We start from the raw sequence: 13,091 nt of genomic DNA, 5'->3' as shown, positions 1-13,091 counted from the left end.
AGGCTCACTCCTACATTGGATCAGTGGTGATTGAACAGCCCGGTAACTGGCGCTCAGTATATCGATCCGGCCCAACAAACGCTGGGCCTTGCGCACATTTGTTGCGAAAGATTACTCCAGCGCTTTCCAGATATCGGTGGCGTATTCACGAATCGTCCGGTCTGAGGAGAACCAGCCCATGCGCGCCGTGTTGAGCACTGCCGAACGCCACCAGTTGTTGGAATCGTGCCAGTGCGCATCGACGCGCATCTGCGCTTCCCAGTACGAGTCGAAGTCGGCGCAGACCAGGAAGCGGTCGTAGTCCACCAGCGAATCGATCAGCCCGGTATAGCGCGACGTGTCGTCCGGTGAGAACACACCACTGCGGATCGCCTGCAGCACATCGTTCAGACGATGGGACGCAGCGATATCCGGCGCGGCGCTGAACTCGTGGTTCTGTTTACGCGCTTCGACCTGCTGCGCGCTGAGGCCGAAGATGAACATGTGCTCGGCGCCGATGCGCTCGCACATTTCCACGTTGGCGCCGTCGAGGGTGCCGATGGTCAGTGCACCGTTGAGGCCGAACTTCATGTTACTGGTGCCCGAGGCTTCGAACCCGGCCGTGGAAATCTGCTCGGACAAGTCCGCCGCCGGAATGATGCTCTCCGCCAGGCTGACGTTGTAGTTGGGCAGGAACACCACTTTCAGCAAGCCGCGTACGGTCGGGTCGTTGTTCACCACCCGGGCGATATCGTTGGTCAGTTTGATGATCAGTTTGGCCTGGTGATAACTGGCCGCCGCTTTACCGGCGAAGATTTTCACTCGCGGCACCCAGTCGGTTTCCGGCTCGGCACGGATCGCCTGATACAGCGCCACGGTGTGCATCAGGTTGAGCAACTGACGCTTGTATTCGTGGATCCGTTTGACCTGCACGTCGAACATCGCCGCCGGGTTGACCGCAATCCCCAGCCGCTCGTGAATCAGGTAGGCCAGGGCCTTTTTGCTGTGCAGGCGCTGCTCGGCGAAGGCTTTGCGGAAGGCGGGTTTCTCGGCGAACGGTTCGAGGTCGAGCAAGCGTTCTTCCGGGTTATCCAGCACCTCCGGGCCGAGGGAGTCGACCAGCATCGAGGTCAGCTCGGAGTTGGCCTGGAACAGCCAGCGGCGGAAGGTGATGCCGTTGGTTTTGTTGTTGATCCGCTCCGGGTAGAGCTTGTGCAGTTCAGCGAACACGGTCTTGCGCATCAACTGCGTGTGCAGCCCGGACACGCCGTTGACGCTATGCGAACCGAGGAACGCGAGGTTGCCCATGCGCACACGGCGACCGTTGTCTTCCTCGATCAGGGAAACCGCGCGCAGCACGTCGAAATCGTGAATGCCTTTGGCCCGCAGCGAGTCGATGTGCTGGGCGTTGATCAGATAAATGATCTGCATGTGCCGCGGCAGCATGCGCTCCATCAGGCCCACCGGCCAGGTTTCCAGCGCCTCCGGCAGCAGCGTGTGGTTGGTGTACGACAGGGTGTCGACGGTGACTTGCCACGCCGCATCCCAGGCCACGTCGTAGACGTCGACCAGTTGGCGCATCAATTCGGCGACGGCAATCGAGGGGTGGGTGTCGTTGAGCTGGATCGCCGCGTGATCGCCCAGGGTCAGCACCGAGGTGTGCATGTTGCGATGGCGGCGCAGCAAATCCTGCAGCGAAGCGGCGACGAAGAAATACTCCTGACGCAGACGCAGCTCTTGCCCGGCTTCGGTGCTGTCGGCCGGATAGAGAACCCGGGAAATGCTTTCAGCCCGGGCCACTTCGGCGACGGCGCCCAAGTGGTCACCGGCGTTGAAGCGCTCCAGGTGCAAATCTTCCATCGCCCTGGCGCGCCACAGGCGCAGGGTGTTGACGCTCGCCCCGCGCCAGCCGACCACCGGTGTGTCGTAGGCAATCGCCCGTACGGTTTCCGCAGGCGACCAGACCTGTTTGGTCTTGCCGCTGGCATCGGTCACGGTTTCGACGCTGCCGCCGAAGCCGATCGAGTACACCACTTCCGGACGTTCGAACTCCCACGGGTTGCCGAAATCCAGCCAGTGCTCGGTCTGTTCCTGCTGCCAGCCATCGACGATGGCCTGACGGAACAGACCGTGTTCGTAGCGAATGCCGTAGCCGTGCCCGGCGATGCCGAGGGTCGACATGCTTTCCATGAAGCACGCCGCCAGACGCCCGAGGCCGCCGTTGCCGAGTGCCGCATCCGGCTCGAGCAGGCGGATCCGTTCCAGATCGACACCGAGCTCAGTCAGCGCTTCACGGGCGACGTCGAGCAGGCCAAGGTTGCTCAGGCTGTCGTAGAGCAAACGACCGATGAGAAATTCCAGCGAGAGGTAATACACCCGCTTCTGGCCTTTGCGGTAGATCTGCCGGGTGTGGTCCATCCAGTGCTCGACCATGTGGTCGCGCGCCGCCAGGGCAATGGCTTCGAACCAGTCATGGTCGAAGGCGTGATCCGGGTCTTTACCCACTGCATAGGTGAGCTTGGTCAGGACGGCATCGCGGAATGCGGCCACCTCTGCTTCGCGAACTAGTGGTTCTTGAGTCATCGATAGGACCTCGAGCGAGCGGGGAATTGTCTGAGCCTAGACGGTCTGACCGACGCTGGCGGCTCTGGTTCGGCAGTTTTTCTTGAGAGTGTGAGATCGCCCGGCATAACCTTGGCGAGCACGCTGATCGATGCATGGCCCGTGCCGGGTCAAGCGCCAATTTTGGCGGACGATGAAAAAATCTGGCGAAAGGTTGTTCAAAAATCCACCAGTCCCGGTATGATCGCGCGCCCTGATGCACACGCCTGGTAACTCCCGATGATGAAGCCCAACCTGATTGCCGCCGCCGAGATCGATCGTCTCGATACGTGGGCCAAATATTCGGCCCCGATGTGCGGTTCTTGTATCTCCAGCTGCTGCACGCTGCCGGTCGAGGTCAAGATCAAGGATCTGGTGCGCATCGGCGTGGTCGACGAGTTCGAGCTGGGCGATCCGCCGAAGAACATCGCCAAGCGCCTGCAAAAGGAAGGGCTGGTCGAGCGCTTCAACCAGAAGTCGGGGATCTTCACCCTGCAGCGCATGAGCAACAACGATTGCTACTACCTGGATCGTAAATCGCGCCTGTGCACCATTTATGACAAGCGCCCGGACACCTGCCGCAACCACCCGAAAATCGGCCCGCGGCCGGGGTATTGCGCGTACAAGCCCAAAGAAGTGGAGCGAGTGCAGAACTCGCGGTCGATCGAGAAGTTCTGATCATTCCTGAAATTTTCGGCGCCTTTCAGGCCGCCTTCGCGAGCAAGCCCGCTCCCACAGGGAACTATGGCGTACACAAGATTTGTGTTCACCGAGATCTACTGTGGGAGCGGGCTTGCTCGCGAAGCGGCCAGCACAAACACCGCCCCCGTCTCGGTTAAATCCCGGACAAACAAAAACGCCCCCGGTCTCGCGACCGGGGGCGTTTTTTCAAGCTCGGGCTAAATTACGCCTTGGCTTTCTTGGCAGCGCGGGTACGCTCGCTTTCGTCCAGGATCTTCTTGCGAAGACGGATGGACTTAGGCGTGACTTCGCACAGCTCGTCTTCCTGGATGTATTCCAGAGCCTGTTCCAGAGTGAAGCGAACAGGTGGTACCAGAGCGATGGTTTCGTCTTTACCCGAAGCACGCATGTTGTCGAGCTTCTTGCCTTTGGTTGGGTTCACACCCAGGTCGTTGTCGCGGCTGTTCTGACCAACGATTTGACCGTTGTAGATCTCCTGGCCGTGTTCTACGAACAGCTTGCCACGAGCCTGCAGGGTTTCCAGCGAGTAGGTCAGTGCCTTGCCGGTTTCAACCGAAACCAGAACGCCGTTCTGACGGCCGGACATGTGGCCCGACTTCACTGGCGCATAACGGTCGAAGATCGAGGTCAGGATGCCAGCACCGTTGGTCAGGGTCAGGAACTGGTTACGGAAACCGATCAGACCGCGAGCAGGGATGTTGTATTCCAGACGAACACGGCCCTTGCCATCCGGCACCATGTTGCTCAGGTCGCCCTTACGCAGACCCATCTCTTCCATGACCTTGCCCTGCGATTCTTCAGGGATGTCGATGGTGACGTTTTCGAACGGTTCCTGCTTCACGCCGTCAACTTCACGGATGATCACTTCAGGACGGCCCAGGGCCAGCTCGAAGCCTTCGCGACGCATGGTTTCGATCAGTACCGAGAGGTGCAGCTCACCACGGCCGGAAACCTTGAACTTGTCAGCCGAGTCGCCTTCTTCAACGCGCAGTGCAACGTTGTACAGCAGCTCTTTGTCCAGACGATCCTTGATGTTACGGGAGGTCACGAACTTGCCTTCTTTACCGCAGAATGGCGAGTCGTTTACCTGGAAGGTCATGGAAACGGTTGGCTCGTCAACGGTCAGCGGCTTCATCGCCTCGACGGTGTTGATATCGCACAGGGTGTCGGAGATGAACAGCTCGTCGAAGCCGCTGATGCAGACGATGTCGCCGGCCGCTGCTTCTTCAACGTCAATGCGGTGCAGACCGTGGTGACCCATCAGCTTCAGGATACGACCGTTGCGGCGCTTGCCGTCGGCGCTGATAGCGACAACCGGGGTGTTCGGCTTGACGCGACCACGAGCGATACGGCCAACACCGATAACACCCAGGAAGCTGTTGTAGTCCAGAGCGGAGATCTGCATCTGGAACGGACCGTCACGGTCAACGGCCGGAGGCGGAACGTGATCGACTACCGCTTGGTACAGCGGGGTCATGTCTTCCGCCATGGCGGTGTGGTCCAGACCGGCGATGCCGTTCAGGGCCGAAGCGTAAACAACCTGGAAGTCCAGTTGTTCTTCGGTAGCACCGAGGTTGTCGAACAGGTCGAAGATCTGGTCCAGAACCCAGTCCGGACGCGCACCTGGACGGTCAACCTTGTTGATGACCACGATTGGACGCAGGCCGGCTTCGAACGCCTTCTTGGTCACGAAACGGGTTTGCGGCATAGGGCCGTCTTGAGCGTCAACCAGCAGCAGAACGGAGTCAACCATCGACATTACGCGTTCTACTTCGCCGCCGAAGTCGGCGTGGCCCGGGGTGTCCACGATGTTGATGTGGTAGCCGTTCCAGTTGATGGCGGTGTTTTTCGCCAGAATGGTAATACCGCGCTCTTTTTCCTGGTCGTTGGAGTCCATCACGCGCTCGTCGTTGAGCTCGTTGCGCTCCAGGGTGCCGGATTGACGCAGGAGTTTGTCTACCAGGGTGGTCTTACCATGGTCAACGTGGGCAATGATGGCGATGTTACGTAGATTTTCGATCACTTGTGTATCTCGATCAGAGGATTCGGTTTGCTGACAAGTCTTGGCAGCGATTAACAGTAGTGTCCGGCATGGCCGTTACAGCTTGACGGCGGTGTCGGGGGGCCGGTGACGCAGGCCACAGGCAAACAGCCCCGGGCACTTAGCTCGGTCGATAAACGCGCACATTGGCATGCCCCTCACTGAGCAAATGGTGAGCATGCAGGCGACTCATCACGCCTTTGTCGCAATACAGCAGGTACTGGCGAGTCGGATCCAGCTCCTTGAAACGAGCGTTCACTGCATAGAACGGCATCGTCTGTACTTCTATGCCGGCGATTTCCAGCGGGTCATCCTCGGCCGCATCCGGGTGACGGATGTCGATGACGATCTGACCGGCCAGCGCTTCGCCGACTTCTTCGATTTGCAAATCCTGGCCCAATTCGTCGATCACCCGATCGATCGACACCAGTTTGGCGTTTTCGAGCGCACGCTCGAGAACCGCCATGTCGAATTCTTTCTCTTCGTGCTCAACACGGTGGCGCTTGGCGGCGGTCTTCGGATTGACCGAGATGACCCCGCAGTACTCCGGCATGTGCCGGGCGAAATCGGCGGTGCCGATCTCGTTGGCCGTGTCGATGATGTCCTGCTTGTGCGCAACGATCAGTGGGCGCAGGACCAGCTTGTCGGTCACACAGTCGATCACCGACAGGTTCGGCAGCGTCTGGCTCGATACCTGGGAAATCGCTTCGCCGGTGACCAGCGCGTCGATGTGCAGCCGGTCGGCGATGGCCGACGATGCGCGCAACATCATACGCTTCAATACGACGCCCATATGACTGTTATCGACTTTGCCGAGAATTTCGCCCAACACTTCTTCGAACGGAACACTGACAAATAGCACGCGTTGCGAGCTGCCGTACTTCTTCCAGATGAAATGCGCGACTTCCATCACGCCCAATTCGTGGGCACGACCGCCCAGATTGAAGAAGCAGAAATGCGCCATCAGGCCGCGGCGCATGATCTGGTAGGCGGCAACCGTCGAGTCAAAGCCGCCGGACATCAATACCAGCGTCTGCTCCAGGGCGCCGAGCGGATATCCGCCGATGCCGTTGTGCTGGCTGTGAATGACAAACAACCGTTGGTCGCGAACTTCGATGCGAACTTCGATTTGCGGGTCTTTGAGGTCGATTCCGGCCGCACCGCACTCACGACGCAGCTTGCTGCCGACGTATTTTTCAACGTCCATCGAGCTGAACGGATGCTTGCCTGCACGCTTGCAGCGCACCGAGAAAATCTTCCCGGCCAGCACATCGCCGTAGTGCTGTTTGCACTTCTCGGTGATGTCGTCGAAGTCGCCCAGCGGGTACTCGTCGATCTGCAGAAAGTGCGCGACACCCGGAGTGCAAGTCAGGCGCTCGCCCATCTCTTTCAAGGCTTTGGGGTCGGTAACGCGGGTTTCCAGCTCGAGATTGTCCCACACACCGTTCACCACCACGGCCGGGTCCAGATCGCGGAGCACGGCGCGGATGTTCTTGGCCAGCTGGCGGATGAAACGCATCCGGACAGGGCGGCTTTTGATGGTGATCTCGGGGAAGACTTTTACGATTAGTTTCATGAAAACAGCGCGCGCAGGGCCAGCCGAAAAAGGGGGGCGCGGATTATAGCGGAAATTGCTCAAGGTTTAACCAGTTAATATGCAGAAGGTTTCACTTGCACCAAAACGGGTCATTTTTGATTTAAGACGCTACATTAAAGGGCGAGATTTTCGCCTTTATGGCGCTTTCGTCCTGTGAAAGCGTGAATTTGGGGCAAAAAACCCATGCTGGGGCACTGGCATGCAATTTGCTCCCTTGTGAGGCAGGTTGCCTTGGCAGAGTATCTGCGCCGGCATCACCCATATTAAGGGCATCCACTACCAAGCCCTAAGCCACCCCGGAGGACACTATGTCGAAGTCGGTTCAACTCATCAAAGATCATGACGTCAAGTGGATTGATCTGCGCTTCACGGACACCAAAGGCACTCAGCACCACGTGACCATGCCGGCTCGCGATGCGCTGGAAGACGACTTCTTCGAAGTCGGCAAGATGTTCGACGGTTCCTCCATCGCTGGCTGGAAAGGCATCGAAGCCTCCGACATGATCCTGCTGCCGGACGACGACACTGCCGTTCTCGACCCGTTCACCGAAGACGCGACCCTGATCCTGGTCTGCGACATCATCGAACCGTCGACCATGCAAGGTTACGATCGCGACCCGCGCGCCATCGCTCACCGTGCCGAGGAATACCTGAAGACCACCGGTATCGGTGACACCGTCTTCGCAGGTCCGGAGCCAGAGTTCTTCATCTTCGACGAAGTGAAGTTCAAGTCCGACATCTCCGGTTCGATGTTCAAGATCTACTCCGAACAAGGCTCGTGGATGTCCGACCAGGACATCGAAGGCGGCAACAAAGGCCACCGTCCTGGTATCAAAGGCGGCTACTTCCCGGTTCCGCCGTTCGACCACGACCACGAAATCCGTACTGCCATGTGCAACGCACTGGAAGAGATGGGCCAGACCGTTGAAGTTCACCACCACGAAGTGGCAACTGCCGGTCAGAACGAAATCGGTGTCAAGTTCAACACCCTGGTGAAGAAAGCTGACGAAGTTCAGACTCTGAAATATGTTGTGCACAACGTTGCCGACGCATACGGCCGCACCGCGACCTTCATGCCGAAGCCACTGTACGGCGACAACGGCTCGGGCATGCACGTACACATGTCCATCGCCAAAGACGGCAAGAACACCTTCGCAGGTGAAGGCTATGCCGGCCTGTCCGAAACCGCTCTGTACTTCATCGGCGGTATCATCAAGCACGGTAAGGCCCTGAACGGCTTCACCAACCCGGCCACCAACTCCTACAAGCGTCTGGTGCCAGGTTTCGAAGCACCGGTGATGCTGGCCTACTCGGCTCGCAACCGTTCCGCCTCGATCCGTATTCCTTACGTCAACAGCCCACGCGGCCGTCGTATCGAAGCCCGTTTCCCGGATCCGGCTGCCAACCCGTACCTGGCTTTCGCAGCACTGCTGATGGCCGGCCTGGACGGTATCCAGAACAAGATCCACCCAGGCGATGCCGCTGACAAAAACCTGTACGACCTGCCGCCTGAAGAGGCGAAAGAGATCCCACAAGTTTGCGGCAGCCTGAAAGAAGCCCTGGAAGAGCTGGACAAGGGCCGTGCGTTCCTGACCAAGGGCGGCGTGTTCTCCGACGATTTCATCGACGCTTACATCGCGCTGAAATCCGAAGAAGAAATCAAGGTCCGCACCTTCGTACACCCACTGGAATATGAGCTGTACTACAGCTGCTGATCCGGTAGCGCTGCGCTACGCGGCGTAACAAAAAGAGGCCTCCTTCGGGAGGCCTTTTTTATTGCGCGAATTTCGTTGGCGCCCGCACGACCCTGTGGGAGCGGGCTTGCTCGCGAAGGCGTCGTGTCAGCCACCATCATCTTCAATGACCGACCGCATTCGCGAGCAAGCCCGCTCCCACGGGGGCATTGCAGCGTCTGAATGATTTGCGGATATGTCCAGGGTTGGGCCAACCGCCACACCTGGCCTATGCTCCACCCCATCGTTTTCATTGCCGGTCGATTTCATGGGTCGCACCTTTCTCTACCTCCTGCTACTGATCGCCCTGCCCGCTGCCGCGCAGATCTACAAGTACACCGACGCCAACGGCAACACGGTCTACAGCGATCATGCGCCGGACGGTGTAAAGGCGCTGCCGGTAGAGCTGCCACCGCTGAACAGCGTCGAACCGCAGGCACCGAGCACCCCGGCGCCCGCCAGCACGGACACGCGCCCAGCGGCGCGCAGTGCTTATGAAGTGCTGGAACTGACCGGCCTGCCCAGCGAAGAAGCCCTGCGCGCCAACAACGGCACCTTCACCGTCAACGTGCTGATCAAGCCGCGCCTGCAGCCGCCGCACCAGCTAAGGCTGGTACTGGACGACGCGCCCTACGGCCAGCCGAGCAATGTGCCGATCCTGCAACTGGTGAATGTCGATCGCGGCGAGCATCGTCTCGCGGTGCAGGTGATCGACGGTGAAGCGATCATCCAGCAGAGCCCGGCGGTGGTGTTCACCGTGCAGCGAGTGCACAAGCCGTGAGGATTTTCTGGCTGATCCTGTGCCTGTGCGCCCTGCCCGTGCACGCCGAGGTCTTCACCTATATCGACGCGCAGGGCAATCGCGTCTACACCGACCAGCCGCGCGGCAACGCCAAGCGCGTACCTATCGCGACCAGTAATCGCATGTCGGCCAACCCCACGGCTGCAGCACCGCTCAGCGCTGTGAAAAAGGTCGCGGAACAACCGCTGTTCCACTACGACATGCTGCGCATCCTGATCCCCGAGCCGGACGCGACCATTCGCAGCAGCGCCGGCGAGGTGATCGTCAGCGTCACCAGCGAACCGGGCCTGCAGCAGGGCCATCGCTATCGCCTGCTGCTGGACGGCCAGGCCACTGGCGAGCCGGGCCCGAGTCCGGTGTTCCCGTTGAGCAATATCGACCGGGGCAGCCATAACCTGTCAGTGGAAATCCTCGATGTCGAGGGTCGCATCGTCGAGCGCACCGCCAACCAGCCGTTCCACATGCTGCGCATCTCGCAGGCGCAGAAACGCCAGGTCAAACCCTGCGTCAGCGAGGACTACGGCGTGCGCCCGGAATGTCCGCTGAAAGACAAACCCGTCGAAGAAAAAAATCCCTTCCTGCGTTTCTTCTAACGCCGTTCAGCTTTGCGCACTATATTGGTGCATAAGGTTGCACCGTACCCACATCCCAACCCATTTTGGTTCGAAACTTCCCGTTCTCGTGCATTGAGCGCCACGCAAATGAACGTCAAACGCCTGTTTCACGGGTTGAGCGCTTCTTTTCGGAGCCTTGGTTTGGTTTTTGCATTTTCCGTTTAACGACGCCTGCTTCTTGCGCACGCTCCGCCCCCAAAAGAGGCTCCGATGACTATTAGCGACGCAATCCACCGTTTGCTGCTCGACAACCTGACCACCGCCACCATCCTGCTCGACGCCGAATTGCGCCTCGAATACATGAACCCGGCGGCGGAAATGCTGCTGGCCATCAGCGGCCAGCGCAGCCATGGGCAGTTCATCAGCGAGCTGTTCACCGAGTCCACCGAGGCGCTCAACTCATTGCGCCAGGCAGTCGAACAGGCGCACCCGTTCACCAAACGCGAAGCGATGCTCACCGCCCTCACCGGCCAGACCCTGACCGTGGATTACGCGGTGACGCCGATCCTCAGCAACGGCGCGACCATGCTCCTGCTGGAGGTACATCCGCGCGACCGTCTGCTGCGGATCACCAAGGAAGAGGCGCAGCTGTCCAAGCAGGAAACCAGCAAGATGCTGGTGCGCGGCCTGGCCCACGAGATCAAGAATCCGCTCGGCGGTATCCGTGGTGCGGCGCAGTTGCTGGCCCGTGAGCTGCCGGAAGACAGTCTGCGCGACTACACCAATGTGATCATCGAAGAGGCCGACCGCCTGCGCAATCTGGTCGACCGCATGCTCGGCTCCAACAAGCTGCCGTCACTCGCGCTGTGCAACGTCCACGAAGTGCTGGAGCGCGTCAGCCAACTGGTCGAAGCGGAAAGCCAGGGCTGCATCACCTTGGTGCGCGACTACGACCCGAGCATTCCCGACGTCCTGATCGACCGCGAACAAATGATTCAGGCCGTACTGAACATCGTGCGCAACGCGATGCAGGCGATCAGCAGCCAGAACGAGCTGCGTCTGGGTCGCATCAGCCTGCGCACCCGGACCATGCGCCAGTTCACCATCGGCCACGTCCGTCATCGCCTGGTGACCAAGATCGAGATCATCGACAACGGCCCCGGGATACCGGCGGAACTCCAGGAAACCATTTTCTTTCCCATGGTCAGCGGCCGTCCGGACGGTACCGGGCTGGGCCTGGCCATTACCCAGAACATCATCAGCCAGCACCAGGGCCTGATCGAGTGTGACAGCCACCCCGGCCACACCACGTTCTCGATCTTTCTGCCACTGGAACAAGGAGCCACATCGACATGAGCCGTAGTGAAACCGTGTGGATCGTCGATGACGACCGTTCTATCCGTTGGGTTCTGGAAAAGGCCTTGCAGCAGGAAGGCATGACCACCCAGAGCTTCGACAGCGCCGATGGCGTGATGAGTCGTCTGGCCCGTCAGCAGCCTGATGTGATCATTTCCGATATCCGCATGCCGGGTGCCAGTGGCCTCGACCTGCTGGCGCGCATCCGCGAACAGCATCCACGGTTGCCGGTCATCATCATGACCGCTCACTCCGACCTGGACAGCGCCGTCGCCTCCTATCAGGGCGGCGCGTTCGAATACCTGCCCAAGCCGTTCGACGTGGACGAGGCGGTATCGCTGGTCAAACGCGCGAACCAGCACGCACAGGAACAGCAAGGCCTGGAAGTGGTGCCGGCGCTGACCCGCACGCCGGAAATCATCGGCGAAGCACCGGCGATGCAGGAAGTGTTTCGCGCCATCGGCCGCTTGAGCCATTCCAACATCACCGTGCTGATCAACGGCGAATCCGGTACCGGTAAAGAACTGGTGGCCCACGCCCTGCACCGCCACAGCCCGCGCGCGGCCTCGCCGTTCATCGCGCTGAACATGGCGGCGATCCCGAAAGACCTGATGGAATCCGAGCTGTTCGGCCACGAGAAAGGTGCGTTCACCGGCGCGGCCAACCTGCGGCGCGGGCGCTTCGAACAGGCTGACGGCGGCACACTGTTCCTCGACGAAATCGGCGACATGCCGGCCGATACCCAGACTCGTTTGCTGCGGGTGCTGGCGGACGGTGAGTTCTATCGCGTCGGCGGCCATGTGCCGGTCAAGGTCGACGTGCGGATCATCGCCGCGACTCACCAGAATCTGGAAACCCTGGTGCATGCCGGAAAATTCCGTGAGGACTTGTTCCACCGCCTCAACGTGATCCGCATCCACATTCCACGCCTGTCGGACCGTCGCGAAGACATCCCGACCCTCGCCAAGCATTTCCTCAGCCGCGCTGCGCAAGAACTGGCGGTGGAGCCGAAGCTGCTGAAGAGCGAGACCGAGGAATACCTGAAGAACCTGCCGTGGGGCGGCAACGTGCGCCAGCTGGAGAACACCTGCCGCTGGATCACTGTGATGGCGTCCGGGCGTGAAGTGCACATCAGTGACCTGCCACCGGAGCTGCTGAGCCTGCCGCAGGATTCGGCGCCGGTGACCAACTGGGAACAAGCGCTGCGCCAGTGGGCCGATCAGGCGTTGGCCCGCGGCCAATCGAGCCTGCTCGACAGCGCCGTGCCGGCGTTCGAGCGGATCATGATCGAGACTGCGCTGAAGCACACCGCCGGTCGGCGGCGCGATGCGGCGGTATTGCTTGGCTGGGGGCGCAACACCCTGACGCGCAAGATCAAGGAATTGGGGATGAAAGTGGATGGCGGGGACGAGGATGAGGGGGATGAGGGCTGATCAACCACGCCCTCTGTGAAAGTGGGCTTGCTCACGAAAGCGCTGTTCATGAAACGTATCAGTGACTGACGCGACGCCTTCGCGAGCAAGCCCGCTCCCACCGTGGCCCCGCCGTGCACCAACCTAATGCACTTTGACCCGTGATCGGGCATCGCAGCCGTTGCTAAAAACATCCAGGCAAGACTTAAAAACCCAGCCAGTAAAAACACGAAAGCCCCGATTTACGGGGCTTTCGCGCATCTGAAGCTTTTTTCTGTTTCGAAATACTAAAACTGGCACGCGCCCTGCAATAA

At 59.9% G+C, this 13,091-nt stretch carries 9 protein-coding genes; 6 read left to right on the top strand and 3 right to left on the bottom strand.

All coding sequences use genetic code 11. The features are described from left to right. Positions 1-111: 111 nt before the first annotated feature. On the bottom strand, positions 112-2,562 hold the full coding sequence (locus ACVHNU_RS26845; protein ID WP_003220794.1) for a glycogen/starch/alpha-glucan phosphorylase: 2,451 nt from the start codon (positions 2,560-2,562) through the stop codon (positions 112-114). A gap of 258 nt (positions 2,563-2,820) precedes the next feature. Between ACVHNU_RS26845 and ACVHNU_RS26840 the strand changes: the two genes are divergently transcribed. Next, positions 2,821-3,258 carry a YkgJ family cysteine cluster protein gene (locus tag ACVHNU_RS26840; protein WP_045122258.1) on the top strand — a complete coding sequence of 146 codons (438 nt, stop codon included), beginning with the start codon at positions 2,821-2,823 and terminating at the stop codon, positions 3,256-3,258. A gap of 226 nt (positions 3,259-3,484) precedes the next feature. On the opposite strand, the gene typA is transcribed toward ACVHNU_RS26840, so the two are convergent. Together typA and thiI are read right to left on the bottom strand one after the other, a co-directional pair. Beyond that, on the bottom strand, positions 3,485-5,305 hold the full coding sequence (gene typA, locus ACVHNU_RS26835) for a translational GTPase TypA (protein WP_003220792.1): 1,821 nt from the start codon (positions 5,303-5,305) through the stop codon (positions 3,485-3,487). A 139-nt stretch (positions 5,306-5,444) separates the two neighbouring features. Next, complete coding sequence (gene thiI, locus ACVHNU_RS26830) at positions 5,445-6,899, bottom strand: tRNA uracil 4-sulfurtransferase ThiI (protein WP_003220790.1); 1,455 nt, start codon at positions 6,897-6,899, stop codon at positions 5,445-5,447. A gap of 329 nt (positions 6,900-7,228) precedes the next feature. Here thiI and glnA point away from each other — a divergent pair, with 329 nt between their 5' ends. The 5 genes from glnA to ntrC all read left to right on the top strand — a co-directional run bounded on the left by glnA (position 7,229) and on the right by ntrC (position 12,798). Continuing rightward, the gene (gene glnA, locus ACVHNU_RS26825; RefSeq protein WP_003220788.1) at positions 7,229-8,635 is read left to right on the top strand and encodes a glutamate--ammonia ligase; all 1,407 of its coding nucleotides are present in this window, start codon (positions 7,229-7,231) and stop codon (positions 8,633-8,635) included. A gap of 286 nt (positions 8,636-8,921) precedes the next feature. After that, the gene (locus ACVHNU_RS26820) at positions 8,922-9,434 is read left to right on the top strand and encodes a DUF4124 domain-containing protein (protein WP_473018620.1); all 513 of its coding nucleotides are present in this window, start codon (positions 8,922-8,924) and stop codon (positions 9,432-9,434) included. Then, positions 9,431-10,048 carry a DUF4124 domain-containing protein gene (locus tag ACVHNU_RS26815; protein ID WP_473018619.1) on the top strand — a complete coding sequence of 206 codons (618 nt, stop codon included), beginning with the start codon at positions 9,431-9,433 and terminating at the stop codon, positions 10,046-10,048. The genes ACVHNU_RS26820 and ACVHNU_RS26815 overlap by 4 nt, the downstream gene beginning before the upstream one ends. Positions 10,049-10,279: 231 nt before the next feature. Further along, positions 10,280-11,365 (top strand): nitrogen regulation protein NR(II), encoded by a 1,086-nt coding sequence (glnL, locus tag ACVHNU_RS26810; RefSeq protein ID WP_003220783.1) that lies wholly within the window; start codon positions 10,280-10,282, stop codon positions 11,363-11,365. Then, positions 11,362-12,798 (top strand): nitrogen regulation protein NR(I), encoded by a 1,437-nt coding sequence (gene ntrC, locus ACVHNU_RS26805; protein WP_103485265.1) that lies wholly within the window; start codon positions 11,362-11,364, stop codon positions 12,796-12,798. Before glnL ends, ntrC begins: the two co-directional genes overlap by 4 nt. Positions 12,799-13,091: the final 293 nt, after the last annotated feature.

This window comes from Pseudomonas sp. Ors-4-3C, from assembly GCF_055755035.1.
Note: the sequence above shows the minus strand (reverse complement) of the source record. Positions and strands in the feature narration are given on the sequence as shown.

Coding starts and splice junctions, on each gene's coding strand:
- ACVHNU_RS26845 (WP_003220794.1), bottom strand. CDS start 2,562: ATGACTCAAGAACCACTAGTTCGCGAAGCAGAGGTGGCCGCATTCCGC.
- ACVHNU_RS26840 (WP_045122258.1), top strand. CDS start 2,821: ATGATGAAGCCCAACCTGATTGCCGCCGCCGAGATCGATCGTCTCGAT.
- thiI (WP_003220790.1), bottom strand. CDS start 6,899: ATGAAACTAATCGTAAAAGTCTTCCCCGAGATCACCATCAAAAGCCGC.
- glnA (WP_003220788.1), top strand. CDS start 7,229: ATGTCGAAGTCGGTTCAACTCATCAAAGATCATGACGTCAAGTGGATT.
- ACVHNU_RS26820 (WP_473018620.1), top strand. CDS start 8,922: ATGGGTCGCACCTTTCTCTACCTCCTGCTACTGATCGCCCTGCCCGCT.
- glnL (WP_003220783.1), top strand. CDS start 10,280: ATGACTATTAGCGACGCAATCCACCGTTTGCTGCTCGACAACCTGACC.
- ntrC (WP_103485265.1), top strand. CDS start 11,362: ATGAGCCGTAGTGAAACCGTGTGGATCGTCGATGACGACCGTTCTATC.